At 69.6% G+C, this 15,702-nt stretch carries 18 protein-coding genes; 14 read left to right on the top strand and 4 right to left on the bottom strand.

All coding sequences use genetic code 11. From position 1 onward, the window contains the following. Window positions 1–76: 76 nt before the first annotated feature. The 14 genes from ABZ780_RS17450 to ABZ780_RS17385 all read left to right on the top strand — a co-directional run bounded on the left by ABZ780_RS17450 (window position 77) and on the right by ABZ780_RS17385 (window position 11,960). The gene (locus tag ABZ780_RS17450) at window positions 77–1,009 is read left to right on the top strand and encodes a hypothetical protein (protein ID WP_357486612.1); all 933 of its coding nucleotides are present in this window, start codon (window positions 77–79) and stop codon (window positions 1,007–1,009) included. A 116-nt stretch (window positions 1,010–1,125) separates the two neighbouring features. Next, window positions 1,126–2,004, top strand: coding sequence for an FtsK/SpoIIIE domain-containing protein (locus ABZ780_RS17445; RefSeq protein WP_357486610.1), 879 nt, complete (start codon window positions 1,126–1,128; stop codon window positions 2,002–2,004). Further along, window positions 2,001–2,186, top strand: coding sequence for a hypothetical protein (locus ABZ780_RS17440; protein ID WP_357486608.1), 186 nt, complete (start codon window positions 2,001–2,003; stop codon window positions 2,184–2,186). The genes ABZ780_RS17445 and ABZ780_RS17440 overlap by 4 nt, the downstream gene beginning before the upstream one ends. Before the next feature lie 88 nt (window positions 2,187–2,274). After that, window positions 2,275–2,793: a hypothetical protein gene (locus ABZ780_RS17435; RefSeq protein ID WP_357486607.1), complete on the top strand. Its 519-nt coding sequence runs from the start codon at window positions 2,275–2,277 to the stop codon at window positions 2,791–2,793. Then, window positions 2,790–3,212 (top strand): hypothetical protein, encoded by a 423-nt coding sequence (locus ABZ780_RS17430; RefSeq protein WP_357486605.1) that lies wholly within the window; start codon window positions 2,790–2,792, stop codon window positions 3,210–3,212. Before ABZ780_RS17435 ends, ABZ780_RS17430 begins: the two co-directional genes overlap by 4 nt. Window positions 3,213–3,979: 767 nt before the next feature. Next, complete coding sequence (locus ABZ780_RS17425; RefSeq protein ID WP_357486655.1) at window positions 3,980–4,327, top strand: RRQRL motif-containing zinc-binding protein; 348 nt, start codon at window positions 3,980–3,982, stop codon at window positions 4,325–4,327. Further along, complete coding sequence (locus tag ABZ780_RS17420) at window positions 4,324–5,217, top strand: hypothetical protein (protein WP_357486603.1); 894 nt, start codon at window positions 4,324–4,326, stop codon at window positions 5,215–5,217. The genes ABZ780_RS17425 and ABZ780_RS17420 overlap by 4 nt, the downstream gene beginning before the upstream one ends. Continuing rightward, entirely contained in the window at window positions 5,214–6,803 is a 1,590-nt protein-coding gene (locus ABZ780_RS17415) for a replication initiator (protein ID WP_357486602.1), read from the top strand. Before ABZ780_RS17420 ends, ABZ780_RS17415 begins: the two co-directional genes overlap by 4 nt. Before the next feature lie 94 nt (window positions 6,804–6,897). After that, window positions 6,898–7,101, top strand: a complete 204-nt coding sequence (locus tag ABZ780_RS17410; RefSeq protein ID WP_167942983.1) for a hypothetical protein — start codon at window positions 6,898–6,900, stop codon at window positions 7,099–7,101. Continuing rightward, window positions 7,098–7,292, top strand: a complete 195-nt coding sequence (locus ABZ780_RS17405) for a helix-turn-helix domain-containing protein (RefSeq protein ID WP_357486601.1) — start codon at window positions 7,098–7,100, stop codon at window positions 7,290–7,292. Before ABZ780_RS17410 ends, ABZ780_RS17405 begins: the two co-directional genes overlap by 4 nt. A 1-nt stretch (window position 7,293) precedes the next feature. Next, on the top strand, window positions 7,294–8,535 hold the full coding sequence (locus ABZ780_RS17400; RefSeq protein ID WP_357486600.1) for a site-specific integrase: 1,242 nt from the start codon (window positions 7,294–7,296) through the stop codon (window positions 8,533–8,535). Between the two features lie 105 nt (window positions 8,536–8,640). Further along, on the top strand, window positions 8,641–9,807 hold the full coding sequence (locus ABZ780_RS17395) for a mechanosensitive ion channel family protein (RefSeq protein ID WP_357486598.1): 1,167 nt from the start codon (window positions 8,641–8,643) through the stop codon (window positions 9,805–9,807). Between the two features lie 247 nt (window positions 9,808–10,054). After that, window positions 10,055–11,434, top strand: coding sequence for an MFS transporter (locus ABZ780_RS17390; RefSeq protein ID WP_357008067.1), 1,380 nt, complete (start codon window positions 10,055–10,057; stop codon window positions 11,432–11,434). A 97-nt stretch (window positions 11,435–11,531) separates the two neighbouring features. After that, complete coding sequence (locus ABZ780_RS17385; RefSeq protein ID WP_357008064.1) at window positions 11,532–11,960, top strand: globin; 429 nt, start codon at window positions 11,532–11,534, stop codon at window positions 11,958–11,960. A 33-nt stretch (window positions 11,961–11,993) separates the two neighbouring features. On the opposite strand, the gene ABZ780_RS17380 is transcribed toward ABZ780_RS17385, so the two are convergent. The 4 genes from ABZ780_RS17380 to ettA form a co-directional block, all read right to left on the bottom strand. Further along, a complete protein-coding gene (locus ABZ780_RS17380; RefSeq protein WP_357008062.1) occupies window positions 11,994–12,578 on the bottom strand; it encodes a YbjN domain-containing protein in 585 nt (194 codons plus the stop codon). 131 nt (window positions 12,579–12,709) lie between these two features. Next, window positions 12,710–13,438, bottom strand: a complete 729-nt coding sequence (locus ABZ780_RS17375; RefSeq protein ID WP_357486596.1) for a hypothetical protein — start codon at window positions 13,436–13,438, stop codon at window positions 12,710–12,712. Continuing rightward, complete coding sequence (locus tag ABZ780_RS17370) at window positions 13,435–13,881, bottom strand: thioesterase family protein (protein ID WP_357008057.1); 447 nt, start codon at window positions 13,879–13,881, stop codon at window positions 13,435–13,437. The genes ABZ780_RS17375 and ABZ780_RS17370 overlap by 4 nt, the downstream gene beginning before the upstream one ends. Further along, complete coding sequence (gene ettA / locus ABZ780_RS17365) at window positions 13,874–15,550, bottom strand: energy-dependent translational throttle protein EttA (RefSeq protein WP_357486653.1); 1,677 nt, start codon at window positions 15,548–15,550, stop codon at window positions 13,874–13,876. The genes ABZ780_RS17370 and ettA overlap by 8 nt, the downstream gene beginning before the upstream one ends. Between the last annotated feature and the right edge of the window lie 152 nt (window positions 15,551–15,702).

The following is a 15,702-nucleotide window of genomic DNA, read 5'->3' as shown; positions in this document are numbered from 1 at the left end:
ACGGGGTCGCCGTTGATTGGCGTCGTCTGCGACCCCGCGTCCTGTCCAACAAGGTCCCTACTAGGGAGGACTTGTCGTGTCCAAGTCTAGCCAGAGGTCCCCGTTCGGCTGGTCGAACCGTGGGGGCAACAACGTCACTGTCATCGAAGCGCCGGTTGCCCGCTCGTACCGTCGTCGGGCTGTCATCGCGTTCTGGGTCACCCTCGGTGTGGTCGGCCTCCTGGCCGCCACGGTGGCCTCTGAGTACATGCACCCGATCCTGGGTGGTCTGCTCGGCGTCGTCCTCGGCGCGGTGCTTGGCGCGGTGGTGTTCGCGCTGATCGTGGCGTGGCCCGTGCTGCGGGTCTTCTGGCACTGGCTGCCAGAGATCCTGCTCGGCCTGGCCGGCGTCTACGGCTGGACCACGGTGATGCAGTCGACCCCGCTGTGGGGCTCGCTGCTCATCGTCGCCCTGGCCGTCGGCGTCCCCGCCGCGATCGCACCTGTGCGTCGGCGGGTCATGTCCTGGATCTGGTGCCTGGTCGTGCGGCACCGGCTGCGGATGTGCTTCGCGGCGTTCATCGCCACCAACCGGCACGGCTCACTGCCGCTGATCCTGCCCGCCCAGCCGACCCCGGCCGGTGAGCGGGTCTGGGTGTGGCTGCGTCCCGGTCTGTCTCTGCGGGATCTGGAGCAGGACGGGCAGATGCAGAAACTGGCTGTGGCGTGCTGGGCCAACGAGGTCCGCGTCATGCGCGCCGGTCGCAAGTACGCGGCGCTGATCCGCATCGACATCACCCGCCGCGAACCTCTCGCGGGCAAGGTCGTGTCGCCGCTGCCGGACTACGTCCCCACGGACATGCCGGCCAACGCCCCTACCTCTCCGGGCATGCCGCCTGTCGGCCTGGACCTGCCCGACGTGCCCGATCAGCCGGCCACCACGCCGGCCGACACTCCCCGCCAGCGCAAGCCGCGCAACAACCCCACCACTGCGAGCCCGGCCGGGTTCGACCCCTCCGACTACGCCTAACCAACCTCCGGGACGGCGCGGACCAAGCACCCGACGACGGGTCGAGCGTCCGCGCCCCTCCCAATCCCCCACCCGCCTGTGACACGTACGTGTCAACCGACCCCGGGAGCCCTGCCATGGACCTCACGGACACCATCGAACTGCCCACGCCCCCGGACGCGCCGCAGACGGTGCCGGTCGGCGCGGGCCTGTCCATCTTCGACCCGGTCTTCCTCGGCATCGACGAGTTCGGCCAACCCGCCTACCTCCCGATGATCTACCGCAACATCCTCATCGGCGGTGAACCCGGCGCGGGCAAATCCTCGCTGCTCAACACCATCGTTGGGCACGCCGCCTTGTGCCCGGACGTGCGGCTGTGCCTGCTCGACGGCAAGCAGGTCGAGCTGGGTTTGTGGAAGGACGCCGCCGACGTGTTCGTCGGCCCCGACATCGACCACGCCATCCGCACCCTGCGCCGCGTCCAGACCGTGATGGACAACCGGTACGCGTTCCTGCTGTCCCGGCGTCGCCGGAAGATCGGCCCCAACGACCTGTTCGGTCAGATCCTCGTCGCGTGCGACGAGATCGCCTACTTCTCCGCCACCGCCGGAGACAAGAAAGACCAGGACCTGTTCGCCGCACTGCTACGCGACATCGTCGCCCGAGGCCGCGCCGTCGGCATCATCGTCGCCGCCGCCACTCAGCGCCCGTCCTCGGACATCATCCCGCCGTCACTGCGGGACCTGTTCGCGTGGCGGTTCGCCGGCCGCTGCACCAACGACGTGTCCTCCGACATCGTCCTCGGACACGGCTGGTACGCCCGCGGCTTCTCCTCCAACAGCATCGACCCGAACAACCAGGGCGAGGGCTACCTCATCGCCGAAGGCGGCATCCCCAACCGCGTCAAGGCCGCCTACATGACCGACGCCGACATCATCCGCGTCGCCGACTACGCCACCTGGACCCGCCGCCGCTCCGGCCTCGCCGCCCCCGCCGACCTGCGGACAGCGGCATGAAGACCCGGACCGCCAACCCGACTCGGGTCCTGGACCTCGTGCTCATCGGCGACGGCGAAGACATCGCCGCACTCACCGCCATCGCCCGCCACGCGGGCGCGCTCGTCTTCCGCTCCGCACCCACCGCCGCCACCGACGGCCGGCAACGGGTGACTCTCCGGCTCCACCTGCACCACCGATAGAGGAACGGCCGACAGACCGGGATCTGCCCTAGGAAAGCTGCCCGACCTGCCGGCCACCAACCAACGCCCACGAAAGGACGTGGCCGCCATGAACCCTACCCAAAAACAGCTCACCACCCCCGCCGCGCTGGCCGACCTGACCCCGGCCGACACCCTGCGCTGCGCCGCCCGCTACCTCGAAATCCGGGGCTGGACCCAGGGCAGCTACTACGACTGCACCACCGAAACCGCGTTCCCGCCGGCCTGTGTGACCGGCGCTATCGGCATGGCTGTCTACGGCGACCGCATGGCCGTCCTGCTCGGCGAAAGCCCCGACTGCGACAGCACCTTCCGGCACCTGGCCGACTACCTGTGGCGCGACGGCCGCACCCCTGAACACAACTACTACGGCGCGCTGTGCTCCTCCGACCGCGAGATCGTCGCCGACTTCAACGACCACGCCGGCCACACCCTCGCCGACGTCCTCGACATCCTCCGCGACGCCGCCGACGACTACGACTGGACCCACGCCACCGAGGACGACCTCGAAACCTACGCCGACGCCTGCGTGTGGGCTGAGAAGAACCCCACCCGCGCTGGGTTCCTCGCCTGGCGGGCCGCCCGATGAACACCGTCTCTGCCCTGCCGACCGGCAACGTTCACGCCGTCCTCGACCGCGCCGCCCTCTACCTGGGCCGCTACGGCTGGACTCCGACTGGCCTCTACGACGCCCACGACGCCTGCCCGGCTAAGTGCGCTTGTCACCGCACCGGCACCTACCCGGCGTCGATCCTCGGCGCGATCCGGGCCGCCGTATTCGGCCGCCCTCGCTGGTACCTGACCGGCATCACCGACGCCGACCAGCACTCCTACAGCGCCGCCGTCGAGTGGTTCAACACCTACCTCATCGCGGTCGGCCACGCCGGCCTACACGCCCCGGTCTTCGCCTGGGAGAGCACCCCTGGCCGCAAACCGGCCGACGTCATCGAGGCGCTGTGCGCCGCCGCCATCGCCTACCGCCGACACACCATCCGGAGGGCCGCATGAGCACCGCCGCCCACACCCCCGACCTGACACGTACGTGTCAAAACGACATCTCCACTGCCGCGCTTGTCGGCGCGCTTGAGTCCGCCTGGTCTGCGATCCGCGACCAGCATTCCGAAGTTCCGGCCGCCGTCCTCGTGGTCGGCTCCGGCTCCCCCAGCAAGCCCAATCAGGGCATGAAGTGGGGTCACTTCGCCGCCCTGCGCTGGCAAGCCGGCGAGCAGCAGTTGCCCGAAATCCTCATCTCCGGTGAAGGGCTCTCCCGCGAACCGGAAGCCGTTTTCACCACCCTCCTGCATGAGGCCACCCACGCTCTCGCCGATGTGCGCGGCGTCCAGGACACCTCGCGGCAGGGCCGCTGGCACAACAAGAAGTTCGCCACCCTCGCCGCCGAACTCGGCCTGTCCACGACCAAGGACGACAAGCTCGGCTACTCGCCCTGCACACTGACCGACCTCACCCGCGCCCGCTACAAGGCCGCCATCGCCGGTCTCTCCGTGGCGCTGCGCTTCTACCGCCACCCGGAACCGACCGGGGAAGGCAAGACCCGCACGAACAACAACAACGGCGTCTCGTGTGAGTGCGAGTGCCCGCGCAAGCTGCGCATCTCCAAGGCCGCCTTCGAGGAAGGCCCGATTGTCTGCGCGGTCTGCTCGGCGGCGTTCCTGCCCGAGGACATCGACCGCGACACCTACGAACACCCCACCTTCACCACCGGCAGCACCCCTGCCGGCAACGACCAGGCCGACGCCGACGACTCGGAGGACCCGATGGTCTTTTACGACCCGACCGGCGAGCGCTACGGCCTGCCGACCTACCCGTTCAAGTTCGCCCCCGACGGGCTCCTGACCCGCCGGCAACTGCGCACCCGCAACCTGCGCCCCGGCGGCCAAGACCCCGCCGCGCAAATCATGTGGCGGCGCGGTAAGCGCGTCGCCTACCTGTTCCGCCTCGACCTCGCTGTCCCGAAGCGGACCGCGACCGCCGCCCAACAGGCGGCCATCGCCAAGGCGCTCACCGCCCGGCGTACCTGCCCCGACTGCCGGCAGGTCAAGCCCTACTACATCCCCCGCCGCACCGGCTCCTGCCTCGACTGCACACCTGAGGTGACCCCATGACCACGACGAACCTCCGCCCCACCCGCTGGGCCTACCTCGGCCTCGTCCTCGGCGGACTCGTCTCCGTCGCCGCGAACATCGCCCACTCCTTCGTCCCGCCCAAGGGCGCACCGCAGGACTGGAGTCCTGAGCCTGGCGCGGTTGTCTCCGCGATCGTCTGGCCGCTGTTCCTGTTCATCGCCATCGAAATCCTTGCCCGCACCCCCTGGCCTTCGGGCTGGGGCTGGGACGTCCTGCGCTGGGTCGGAATGCCGCCCGTCGCCCTGGTCGCCGCGTTCGTGTCCTACCAACACCTGTCCGGACTCCTGCGTCACTACGACGAAGGAACCCTCGTCATCTGGTTCGGTCCCATCGCCGTCGATGGCCTGATGCTCATGGCCACCGCCGCTCTACTCGCCGCCAAACACGCCAACACCCGGCCCACCGAACTCGTCCCGGCATCTGCGCCGGCCACCCTCGCTGAGGCGTCGTCATCCGACATCACCGCCTCGCCGACGGTCCGCCCGGCCGCCGCGACCCCGGCCACCAACCCCACACCCGAGATCACAACGCCTGTCCACGAACCCACGACCCTGCCCACCTCTGGCGAGGACACCGACACCCCGACGACGGTCGAGCCCACCCCGGACACCACCGACAAGGACCCGACCCCGGAACCAGCAGCACCCGCGACGGTCACCACCGGCCCTGCGCCGGCAGTGCTGTCCAACGCCCGCATCGTCGCCACAGCCCACGAGAAAGCCCACGGTGAACCCATCACCCCCGGCCAACTCGCCGTAAGGCTGCGCGTCCCCACCGCAACGGCCGCCGACATCCTGACGGCCCTCAACACCCAACCGACCACCAACAACCGACCCCACAACGGCACCACTGTGGGAGCCACCGCGTGACGTCCTCGACGTTGCCTCTCGCGCCCGAAACCACCACGGTTTCGGGCACGGGAGCCTCCGCTGAGTCCGCCGGCTACTGGCCCTGGGCTGCCCCCACCCGCACCACCCGCAACCCCGCCGCCGACGGGTGGGTACGCGGCCACGACCCCCGCACCGTCGCCACCGGCCGCGCCCGCGCCCAAGACCCCAACTACCCCGAATGGCTCGGCCACGTCCGCGCCGCCTCAGCCTGCAAGCACCCGATCCGCCTCGCCGGGCAGATCCACGTCAACGACGCCGACGGCAACCGCATGGCCACCGTCGACACCGAGGACATGCCCGACGGGGCGATCTACACGCCGTGCGGCAACCGCCGCGCTGCGGTCTGCCCGTCGTGCGCGGAGCTGTACCGCCGCGACACCTACCACCTGATCAAGGCTGGCTTGCAGGGCGACCGGTGGGGACTGCCGCCGCTCAACGAGCACATTGCGATCTTCCTGACCGCCACCGCGCCGTCGTTCGGGCCGGTGCACCACCGGGTGGTGAAGGTCCACGCGGCGGACTGCCGGAAGAAGGACGGCTGCACCTGCCGGGCCTCGGTGTGCCACCCGTTCGGCCGCGCCTGCCCGCACGGCGTCGACCTGCGCTGCGGCCAGCGGCACAAGGCCGCAGACGCCCACCTGGGGCAGCCGTTGTGCCTGGACTGCTACGACCACACCGGCCAGGTCGTGTGGAACCACGAGGCACCCGAGCTGTGGCGCCGCACCATCCAACAAGCCGACCGGGAACTACGCCGCCTCGGCCGCAGTCTCGGCGTGGACCTGCGCCGCCGCTACATCAAGGTCTACGAATTCCAGGTACGCGGCGTCATCCACTACCACGCCCTCATCCGCCTCGACGGCTACAACCCCGACTGCCCCGAAGCCATCGTCCCCCCACCTTCGGTGATCACCCGCGACATGTTCGAAGAGGCAGTCCGGACCGCGTTCCTCAAGACGGCCTACACCTCCGCACCGCACCCCACGAACGGCGGGCAGGGCTGGCACATCGCCTGGGGCGACAAGGGCCTGGACCTCAAGCACGTCAACGCCCCCGGCCACGAGGTCAACCTCGCCCAGATCACCGGCTACATCGCCAAGTACGTCACCAAGAGCACCGAGGTAACCGGCCTGAGCCTGCGCCGCGTCGACGACCTCTCCGTCGAAGTACACGGCGACCCGGCAACACACCTCGGGCGGCTCATCCGGGCGTGCTGGGACATCGGGGAGCACCCCGACTACGCCCGGCTTCGGCGGTGGGCGCACCAGTTCGGCTACGGCGGACACATTGCCACCAAGAGCCGCGCCTTCTCCGTCACCCTCGGCTTCCTGCGCCTCCAACGCACCATCTGGCGACGCACCGAGGGCCACCCCCACACCTGGGACGACGAGCAGACCGAACGCGTCATCTACGAACTCGGCTACCAGGCCACCGGCTGGATCACCACCGGCGACGCGCTGCTCGCCAACACCGCCGCCGCCATGGCCCGCGCACAACACCTCGCCGGCATCGACGCCCTGGCCGACGAACTCGCCGCCGCTCGCGCGGTCCAACCCCTGGCCGCTTGACACGTACGTGTCAACGCCTGTGAAGCCGTTCCTTGACAACTCCACAGCGCGCGCAACAACGAACCCACCCGCACGACCTGGAAGGAGCACGCCCGTGCCTACACGCCCCCGCCCCCTGGTCGCGGTCCGACTCATCGGCCCGACCGCCACCGTCACCGCCCACGCCGCCACCATCGCGGCCCAACTCACCGCCCACTACGGCCGCGAACGGGTCACCTGCCGCACCAGCACCCGCCACGCCGGCTACAGCGGCGAAAGCCGCACCTACATCACCATCACCCGAAAGGAGCCACGATGACCGCACACACCCCCCTCCCGCTGCCGGACCTCTGGTCCATCAGCGACACCGCCGCGTTCCTGCGCATCCCCGTCGGCACCCTCTACCAATGGCGACACCGCCGCACCGGCCCCCGCGCCTTCAAAGTCGGCCGGCACCTCCGGTACGACCCGGCCGACGTCCGGGCCTGGCTGGAAGACCAGGCGGCCTGACATGCCCATCGATGATCTGTGGTACCTCAAGAAACGCGACCCGGACACGAAAAAGTTCATCCCGTCGAAACGGCACGGTCGGGGGAAGCGCTGGCGCGTGCGTTACACCGACGCCGACAGCAATGAGCGAGACAAGCTGTTCGATCTCAAGCGCGACGCGGAAACCTTCGACCTCAATTGCCGCTCGGGCGTCGCGGCAGAGGTCAAGGTTGGCCGCGAGATGGAACAGCTCACCTTTGCCGAATACGCGCAGCGATGGAAGGAATCCCGCGAGTCCGGGTGGAGCGTCGAGACACGGCGACGCGTCCCGCAGAATCTTCGCAAGCGTCTTGTGCCGGCCTTTGGCGAGCAGTCCATCCGGTCGATCACCCTTACCGATGTGATGGCCTGGCTCGGTCGGCTGCTGGACGATGGCACCGCGAAGTCGTCCATTGGCCTCTACTTCGGTGTTCTCAAGACCATCCTGAACGCTGCCGTCATCGATAAGGTGCTTGACGACAACCCCTGCGACGGCGTGAACCTCGCGCAAGTGCTGCGGGGGATGTCACGAGCACCGAGATGGGTACCGACTGAGGACCAGGTGCTCAAGCTCACCGAGGTCGTACCCCGACGATTCCGCGCGGCCATCTGGCTGGGAGCCGGTGAAGGCTTGCGCATCGGTGAAGTCCTGGGCATGGAAGACAGCCCACGGTGCCTGGATGTTGCTCACGAAGAGCTTCATGTCGTCCAGCAGTTGCGGCACTCCCGGGAGCACTTCGGCGGCTTCTACCTCGCCGCGCCAAAGAGCGGATCGACAGGGACAGTCGACCTGGACGCCGTGGTCGCCGAGGAAGTGGCGACCCACATCAAAGAGGTCGGCCCCGTCGAATTCGAGCTGCCGGACATCACCAGCGAAAGACGGGTTTCTCGTCCCGCAGCTCTCCTGTTCACCACTACAAGCGGAAAGCTGATAACCGACCGCTACTGGTCTGAGCTGTGGGAGGGCTGGCGTTCCGCCGCAGGCTGGCCCAAGTCGGGAACCTTCCACTCCCTGCGCCACTTCTTCGCCACCACGCTGATGAGCAACGGCGTCGAGCCCCAGGAGGTGCAGCACGCACTGCGGCATGCCAGCCTCCGGATCACGCTGGAAACCTACGTGCACTGGCTGCCGAAGAAGGACCGGCCGCGCGGCCTGATCGGGCAGATCCTCCGCCCGACCAAGGGCAGCCACACGGGCGCTCCCGCCGCCCAAGATCGGAACTAATTTGTGCCCTGGTTGTGCCGGATGATCTTCGATCGGCATTCTTGCAGGTCAACGGCGGTCCGGGCCGCCAAATCAGGGATTGCACGTACTAATCCGGGGTCGGACATGAAGCTCCTTCCCGCACCTGTCACGATGGCCGGTTCACACCGGTCCGACCCCGCCCTCGGCGGGATCTCACCCGGCCGGTGGGTCGGCGGCGGGCGGCCGGGCCCCTTGCGGTACGAAGACAGGGTGAGTGCCGCCAGCGTGACCCCCCTCGCCCTGTCCACCGTCGGATCGGTGAACTGTCAGGGCAGCTCCTCCTGCGAGTTCCTGTACCGCATGACCAGGTCCGAATGGTTCGCGGAGGGCAGCTACTGGATCCTGCTCAAGCCACTGCGGGTGCTGGTGATCGTGGCGCTGGCGATGGTGGCCCGCTGGGCGCTACACCGGACGATCAGCCGGCTGGTCCGGACCACCACCGAGGGTGCCGTGCCGACGATGCTGCGGCCACTGCGCGAGCGGGTGCCCACCGCTGCGGTCGACCCGGCCGAGTTCGTGCCCGAGCGGCGTCGGCAGCGGGCCGAGGCGATCGGCTCGGTGCTGCGCAGCCTGACCACCGCGTTCGTCTTCGGCATCGCGCTGCTGATGATCCTGCGCGAGTTCAGCTTCGATCTCGCTCCACTGCTGGCCAGCGCCGGCATCGCCGGTGTCGCGCTGGGCTTCGGCGCGCAGAGCCTGGTCAAGGACCTGCTCGCCGGGCTCTTCATGCTCATCGAGGACCAGTACGGCGTCGGCGACAACGTCGACCTGGGCGAGGCGACCGGCGTCGTCGAGGCGGTCGGGCTCCGGGTCACCACCGTCCGCGACGGCCGGGGCGTCCTCTGGTACATCCGCAATGGCGAGATCATCCGGGTGGGCAACAAGAGCCAGGGCTGGGCCCTGGTGGTGGTGGACCTGCCGATCGGCTTCAGCGGCACCGAGGAGGCCAGCGCCGTGCTGCGGACGGCCGCCGCCTCGGTGGCGCTGGACCCGGAGCTGTCGCCGGAGATCGTGTCGGCGCCCGAGGTGTTGGGTGTCGAACAGATGACGGTGGATGGCGCCGTGATCCGTACGGTGGTGAAGACGACCGCTGACGGTCAGTTCGCGGTGGGCCGGGAGCTGCGCCGCAGACTGGCCGAGGCGCTGGAGAACTCGGGGATCACCGCGCAGATCGCCGCGGCCCGCATCTATCCCGGCGCGCCGGCCCGTCCGTTGCCCGAGGGTGAGACGGGTCAGGGCGGCGCCACCTGACCTCGGCGGTCTGGCCCGGCAGCACTGTCCGCCGATGCAGGGGTCGCGAGCCGCCCGGCCCCTCAGGTATCGTCCGTTCGTTCAGTCGGGGATGCGACGAACGAGCCGTTCGCCCTAGCTAGTTGTCAGACGATCGGGCAGAATCCGAAAGACGCGTTCCCCCCGGAACGTGGTCACATCCTCGCTGATCCGTAGATCTGACGAGTGTTCCCGGCCGGGCTGTCACGAGCGGCTGCTCCGGGGGCCGATGGAGGCGACGGTGCCTGACGAGCGACCTTCCGCGGAAGGCCCGGCCACTTTTCGCGAAGTGTTCGCCCAGCGCGAGTTCCGGGCTGTCTTCGCCGCTGGGGCCCTCTCCTGGATTGGTGACTACGTCGCCAAGGCTGCCGTCACCCTTCTCGTCTACCGGCAGACCCAGTCCGTCGCGCTCTCCGCCGCCGCGTTCGCCATCAGCTACCTGCCGTGGCTGGTCGGTGGCCCGCTGCTCGCCGCGCTGGCCGAGCGATACCCGTACCGGCGGGTGATGGTGCTGTGTGACCTCATCCGGATGACGTTGATGTTGCTCATCGCCCTCCCGAACCTGCCGGTCCCGGCGCTGCTGGTGCTCATCTTCGCCACCACGCTTGCCAACCCACCGAGCCAGGCCGCGAAGTCCGCGCTGATGCCGCAGATCCTCGCCGGGGACCGGCTGGTGGTCGGGTTGTCGCTGAACAGCAGCATCGGGCAGGCCGCACAGGTCGTCGGCTACATGTTCGGCGCGGCCATCGCCGCGATCGACCCGAGGGTCGCGCTGTTGTTCAACGCGGTCACGTTCGGCGTCTCCGCGCTGCTGGTCCGCCTCGGTGTGCGCAACCGCCCGGCGGTGATGACCAGCGCGCACCGCAGCCACCTGCTCCGGGAGACCGCCCAGGGGTTCCAGATCGTGTTCGGCACGCCGGTGCTGCGGGCCATCGCGGTGCTGGTGTTCAGCGCGATGCTCTTCTCGATCGTTCCGGAGGGGCTGGCCGCCGCCTGGGCCAACAAGCACCCCAGCGTCGACATGAACCCCGGCACGGCGCAAGCGGTGATCATGGTCGCCAACCCGGTGGGCTTCATCCTCGGTGGGCTGCTGGTGAGCCGGCTGTTCGGCCCGGCCCGCCGATTAGCCCTGATGCGGCCACTCGCGGTGCTCTCGCCGCTGGTGCTGGTGCCGGCGCTGTTCGACCCGCCTCCGTTGGTGGTGGCGCTGCTGGCCGCCCTCTGCGGGTTCGCGGTCGCTGGCATGCTGCCGATGGCGAACGGGCTGTTCGTCCAGGCGCTGCCAGCCGGGTTCCGGGCCCGCGCGTTCGGCGTGATGGCGACCGGCGTGCAGGTCATCCAGGGCATCGCGGTGCTGGTCACCGGAATGCTCTCCGAGCGGTTCCCCATCCCGGTGGTGGTCGGGGTGTGGAGCGCGGTCGGGGTGGTGCTGATGACGGTCGCCGCGCTGCGCTGGCCGGACAAGCAGACGATCGACGAGACGATCGCAGCGGCCACCGCGGCCAACGCCGCGCCGGCCCCCGAACAGCGTGCCCCGGCTGCCGACGACACGACGACGGGCACCGATCCGCGCTCCGGTGACGACCGTCACCGGCAGGTGGTCACCTGACCGCTGCCCCAGCGCCGAGGCCCAGGCCGAAACGACGTGACCCGACGCACGGCGTCCGGGTCGGGTCGGGTCGGAACGCACCTGGCAGGATGGAACGGTGAACCCCGCAGGTGAATCCGACCGTCCCGGTGCGTCGATGACCCTCTTCGAAGCGGTCGGCGGCGAGCCCACCTTCCGCAGGCTGGTGGATGAGTTCTACGTCGGCGTGGCCAACGATCCTCTGCTGCGGCCGATGTATCCCGAGGAGGACCTGGGGCCGGCTGCCGACCGGATGACCCTGTTCCTGATGCAGTACTGGGGTGGGCCGAACACGTACTCCGCCCAGCGCGGGCACCCGCGCCTGCGGATGCGGCACGCCCCGTTCCGGATCGGCGCGGCCGAGCGGGACGCCTGGCTGCGGAACATGCGCCGCGCGGTGGACCAGCTCGATCTGGAGCCGCAGATCGCCAGCACCCTCTGGGACTATCTGGAGCGGGCCGCGTACTTCATGGTCAACGCCACGGACGACCCGGCCGAGCCCGCCTGACGGCCCGCACCGGGCACCCGGCCCGCGTGACGCTCAGAGCAGCGCGCCCTCGTCGTGCAGCCAGTCCACGAAGCTGGTGGCCACCGCCGCGCCGCAGTCGAGCATCTCGACCAGCAGCGCGTCATGGGTGCCGGCGCCGAGCGGCACCTGGAGCTCGGCATAGATCGGCAGTTGCCCGCGCTCGGTCGGGTCGCCGATGTACGCCTTGCAGAACCGGCGGGTGTGGTTCCACTCGTTGACCACCCGGTAGGCCCGGTCGGCCCAGTCCGGTGGGACCGTGGCGTGCGGACGGGCCCGCATCACCAGGATCTCGTCCTCCGGGCCCTCGAGGGTCACCAGCACGGCGTGCCGCTCCCACATGGCCAGCAGGTTGCCGTCGCCGTCGGCCAGATAACGCACGTCGAGTAGATCGAGTGCGTCACAGACCCGGCCCAGGCTCACCGGCTCGATGGTTGCCGACATTTCGGCCAGCACGGGCCGGTCGCTGCCCGGGCAGTCGTCCCCCGGCTGGCGAGGACTCGGCGGCCCGACCCGGACCGCGCTGTCGACTGTGATCCCGCTTCCGGTTCCCGGATCGCCGCCGTCGGCGGGACCGGGGCGCCATGACCACCACGGCATCGCTCGCGCACCTCACTCCCCAGCGGATCCAGTCGCCTACGGTGCGTTGGATCCGAGGATGGACGGTACCCGGACAGCCGAGTTGAAGCACCCCCCCAACGACAGCACCGAACCAGAAGAATGATCCGGGGTCATCCGTTCGGACGAGTGATCAGGGGTTTCAGAGCAAGATCGGTGGCCTTCTGCAACCAGGCGGCTCCGTATGGTCCCACCAGGCCGACCCAACGGCCGGCGACCCGCACCTGCACCTCGGAGCGCGCAGGGCCGCCAGCCGAACCGTCGACCGCGCTGCCGGCCGGCCCGAGGAAGCCCATCCGGACCAGCCCCTGCACCAGCCGCTGCGGCACCTCCACGTCCGGGCCCGGCGGGGCATCCGGGGTGACCAGCACGGCCACGTGGTCGAGCAGCGCGTCACGCAGCGCCCGCTGGCCCACCGCACGGCCGGCAACGCCCTGCTCGCTCGCCTCGCGCAGCGTGCCCGCAGCCGCGTCCGCGATCCGCCGCACCTCGACGCTGGGCAGCACCTCGACGGGCCGGCTGCCCGTCGGAGGCAGCGGCCAGCGCCACTGCGCGTCCCGACGGGCCGGCAACGTCGCGCCACCGCGTTCCAGCTCGGCCAGCAGTTTCGCGGCCTCCACCGTGACGTCCACGGCGCCGCCGTCGGTCGGCCCGCCGGCCACCGTCCGGACCACCAGCACCTGCCACGGCAGCCGGGCCCAGAGGGCGACCCGGCCGGGCGTATCGCCCGGCCGCAGCCGCACCGGCGCACCCGGATCCAAGCGGACCAACCGAGCCAGGAACGCGCCCGCGTCGGCCACCCCGGTCAAGCCGTGCCCCGCTGCCGGGTCCGGCCGGGTCATCCGCCGCCGCCCTGTGGGGCGTACGTGAGCAGGAAGGCCCGCTCCTCGGCGCTGATCCGTCGGGGCACCTGGCGGGTGAGGTCGAACGGCACCAGCACCGAGCGGGCGCGGCTGGCCAGCACCTCACCGTCGTACATCTCGTAGGCGACGGTGAACCGCGAGGCCCTGATCTCCTCCACCCACAGCTCGATCCGCACGGTGGGCGCGGCCTCCGCGGTGGCCCGACCGAGCGCGTAGTCGACCGGGCGCAGGTAGTCCACCTCGTGGCGGTGGATCACCACCCCGTCGGCGAACGAGCCGACCCCCCAGGCCCGGCCGCCGGAGAACATCAACGCCACCCGCGCCTCCTCGTAGAGCGTGAGGAAGCGCGAGTTGTTGACGTGGCCGTACGCGTCCAGGTCGGACCAGCGCAGCGTGCAGTGGTAGACGAAACGGTCAGTCACGGGTCAGCTTGCGGTAGGTCACCCGGTGCGGTCGGGCGGCCTCCGCGCCGAGGCGGTCGATCTTGTTCTTCTCGTACGCCTCGAAGTTGCCCTCGAACCAGAACCACTTGGCCGGGTCCTGGTCGTCGCCCTCCCAGGCCAGGATGTGCGTGGCGACCCGGTCCAGGAACATCCGGTCGTGCGAGATGACCACGGCGCAGCCGGGGAACTCCAGCAGGGCGTTCTCCAGGCTGGAGAGCGTCTCCACGTCCAGGTCGTTGGTCGGCTCGTCGAGCAGGATGACGTTGCCGCCGATCTTCAGGGTCAGCGCCAGGTTGAGCCGGTTGCGCTCGCCACCGGAGAGCACCTTGGTCGGCTTCTGCTGGTCCGGGCCCTTGAAGCCGAACGCGGCGATGTACGCCCGCGACGGCATCTCGACCTTGCCCACCATCAGGTAGTCCAGCCCGTCGGAGACGACCTCCCAGACGGTCTTGTCGCCGTTGAGGCCCTCACGGTTCTGGTCGACGTACGACAGCGAGACGGTGGGGCCGACCCGGACCTCGCCGCTGGTCGGCTCCTCCAGCCCGACGATGGTCTTGAACAGCGTGGTCTTGCCGACGCCGTTGGGGCCGATGATGCCGACGATGCCGTTGCGCGGCAGCGAGAACGACAGGTTGTCGATCAGCAGCCGGTCGCCGAAGCCCTTGCTGAGGTTGTTCGCCTCGATCACCGTGCTGCCCAGGCGCGGGCCCGGCGGGATCTGGATCTCCTCGAAGTCGAGCTTGCGGGTCTTCTCCGCCTCGGTGGCCATCTCGTCGTACCGGTCCAGGCGGGCCTTGGACTTGGTCTGGCGAGCCTTGGCGTTGGAGCGGACCCACTCCAGCTCCTCGGTGAGGCGCTTCTTCATCTTGGCGTCGCGCCGGCCCTCGACGGCCAGCCGGGCGGCCTTCTTCTCCAGGTAGGTGGAGTAGTTGCCCTCGTACGGGTACGTCCGGCCGCGGTCCAGCTCCAGGATCCAGTTGGCCACGTTGTCCAGGAAGTACCGGTCGTGGGTGATGGCCATGACGGTGCCGGCGTACTTGGCGAGGTGCTGCTCCAGCCAGGAGACACTCTCGGCGTCCAGGTGGTTGGTGGGCTCGTCGAGCAGCAGCAGGTCGGGTGCCTCCAGCAGCAGCTTGCAGAGCGCCACGCGGCGGCGCTCACCACCGGAGAGCTGGGTCACGTCGGCGTCCGGCGGCGGGCAGCGCAGCGCGTCCATGGCCAGTTCGAGCTTGGAGTCGACGTCCCACGCGTCGAGGTGGTCCAACTCCTCCTGGAGCTTGCCCATCTCCTCCATCAGCTCGTCGGAGTAGTCGGTCGCCATCTGCTCGGCGATCTTGTTGAACCGCTCCAGCTTGGCCTTGGTCTCGGCGACCGCCTCCTCGACGTTGCCGAGCACCGTCTTGGATTCGTTGAGCGGGGGCTCCTGGGCGAGCATGCCGACGGTGTAGCCGGGCATGAGCCGGGCCTCGCCGTTGCTCGGCTTGTCCAGCCCTGCCATGATCTTGAGGAGGCTGGACTTACCGGCGCCGTTCGGACCGAGCACACCGATCTTGGCTCCCGGCAGGAAGCTCAACGTCACGTTGTCGAGCACGACCTTGTCGCCGTGCGCCTTGCGCGCCTTTTCCAAGACGTAGATGTACTGGGCCACGGTGCGGGCTACCTCCATCGGTTGCGCTGTCGCTGATCGGCGGCGCGGCGCGGGCCAGGACCTCCACCCGCCGCCGCCGGCCGGGAGCCGGCCACACGCACGCCATCGTCAATCCTGACAGGTACGGCGCGCATCGCCCACATCACCCCGCC

The organism is Micromonospora sp. NPDC047467, assembly GCF_040643095.1.
Lineage (GTDB): Bacteria > Actinomycetota > Actinomycetes > Mycobacteriales > Micromonosporaceae > Micromonospora.
This window is presented reverse-complemented; position numbering and strand designations above follow the sequence as displayed.

Bases quoted from the DNA above. Each gene is read 5' to 3' on its own strand.
- ABZ780_RS17445 (WP_357486610.1), top strand. From the start codon at position 1,126: ATGGACCTCACGGACACCATCGAACTGCCCACGCCCCCGGACGCGCCG.
- ABZ780_RS17440 (WP_357486608.1), top strand. From the start codon at position 2,001: ATGAAGACCCGGACCGCCAACCCGACTCGGGTCCTGGACCTCGTGCTC.
- ABZ780_RS17435 (WP_357486607.1), top strand. From the start codon at position 2,275: ATGAACCCTACCCAAAAACAGCTCACCACCCCCGCCGCGCTGGCCGAC.
- ABZ780_RS17430 (WP_357486605.1), top strand. From the start codon at position 2,790: ATGAACACCGTCTCTGCCCTGCCGACCGGCAACGTTCACGCCGTCCTC.
- ABZ780_RS17425 (WP_357486655.1), top strand. From the start codon at position 3,980: ATGGTCTTTTACGACCCGACCGGCGAGCGCTACGGCCTGCCGACCTAC.
- ABZ780_RS17420 (WP_357486603.1), top strand. From the start codon at position 4,324: ATGACCACGACGAACCTCCGCCCCACCCGCTGGGCCTACCTCGGCCTC.
- ABZ780_RS17405 (WP_357486601.1), top strand. From the start codon at position 7,098: ATGACCGCACACACCCCCCTCCCGCTGCCGGACCTCTGGTCCATCAGC.
- ABZ780_RS17400 (WP_357486600.1), top strand. From the start codon at position 7,294: ATGCCCATCGATGATCTGTGGTACCTCAAGAAACGCGACCCGGACACG.
- ABZ780_RS17395 (WP_357486598.1), top strand. From the start codon at position 8,641: ATGAAGCTCCTTCCCGCACCTGTCACGATGGCCGGTTCACACCGGTCC.
- ABZ780_RS17390 (WP_357008067.1), top strand. From the start codon at position 10,055: ATGGAGGCGACGGTGCCTGACGAGCGACCTTCCGCGGAAGGCCCGGCC.
- ABZ780_RS17380 (WP_357008062.1), bottom strand. From the start codon at position 12,578: ATGCCGTGGTGGTCATGGCGCCCCGGTCCCGCCGACGGCGGCGATCCG.
- ABZ780_RS17375 (WP_357486596.1), bottom strand. From the start codon at position 13,438: ATGACCCGGCCGGACCCGGCAGCGGGGCACGGCTTGACCGGGGTGGCC.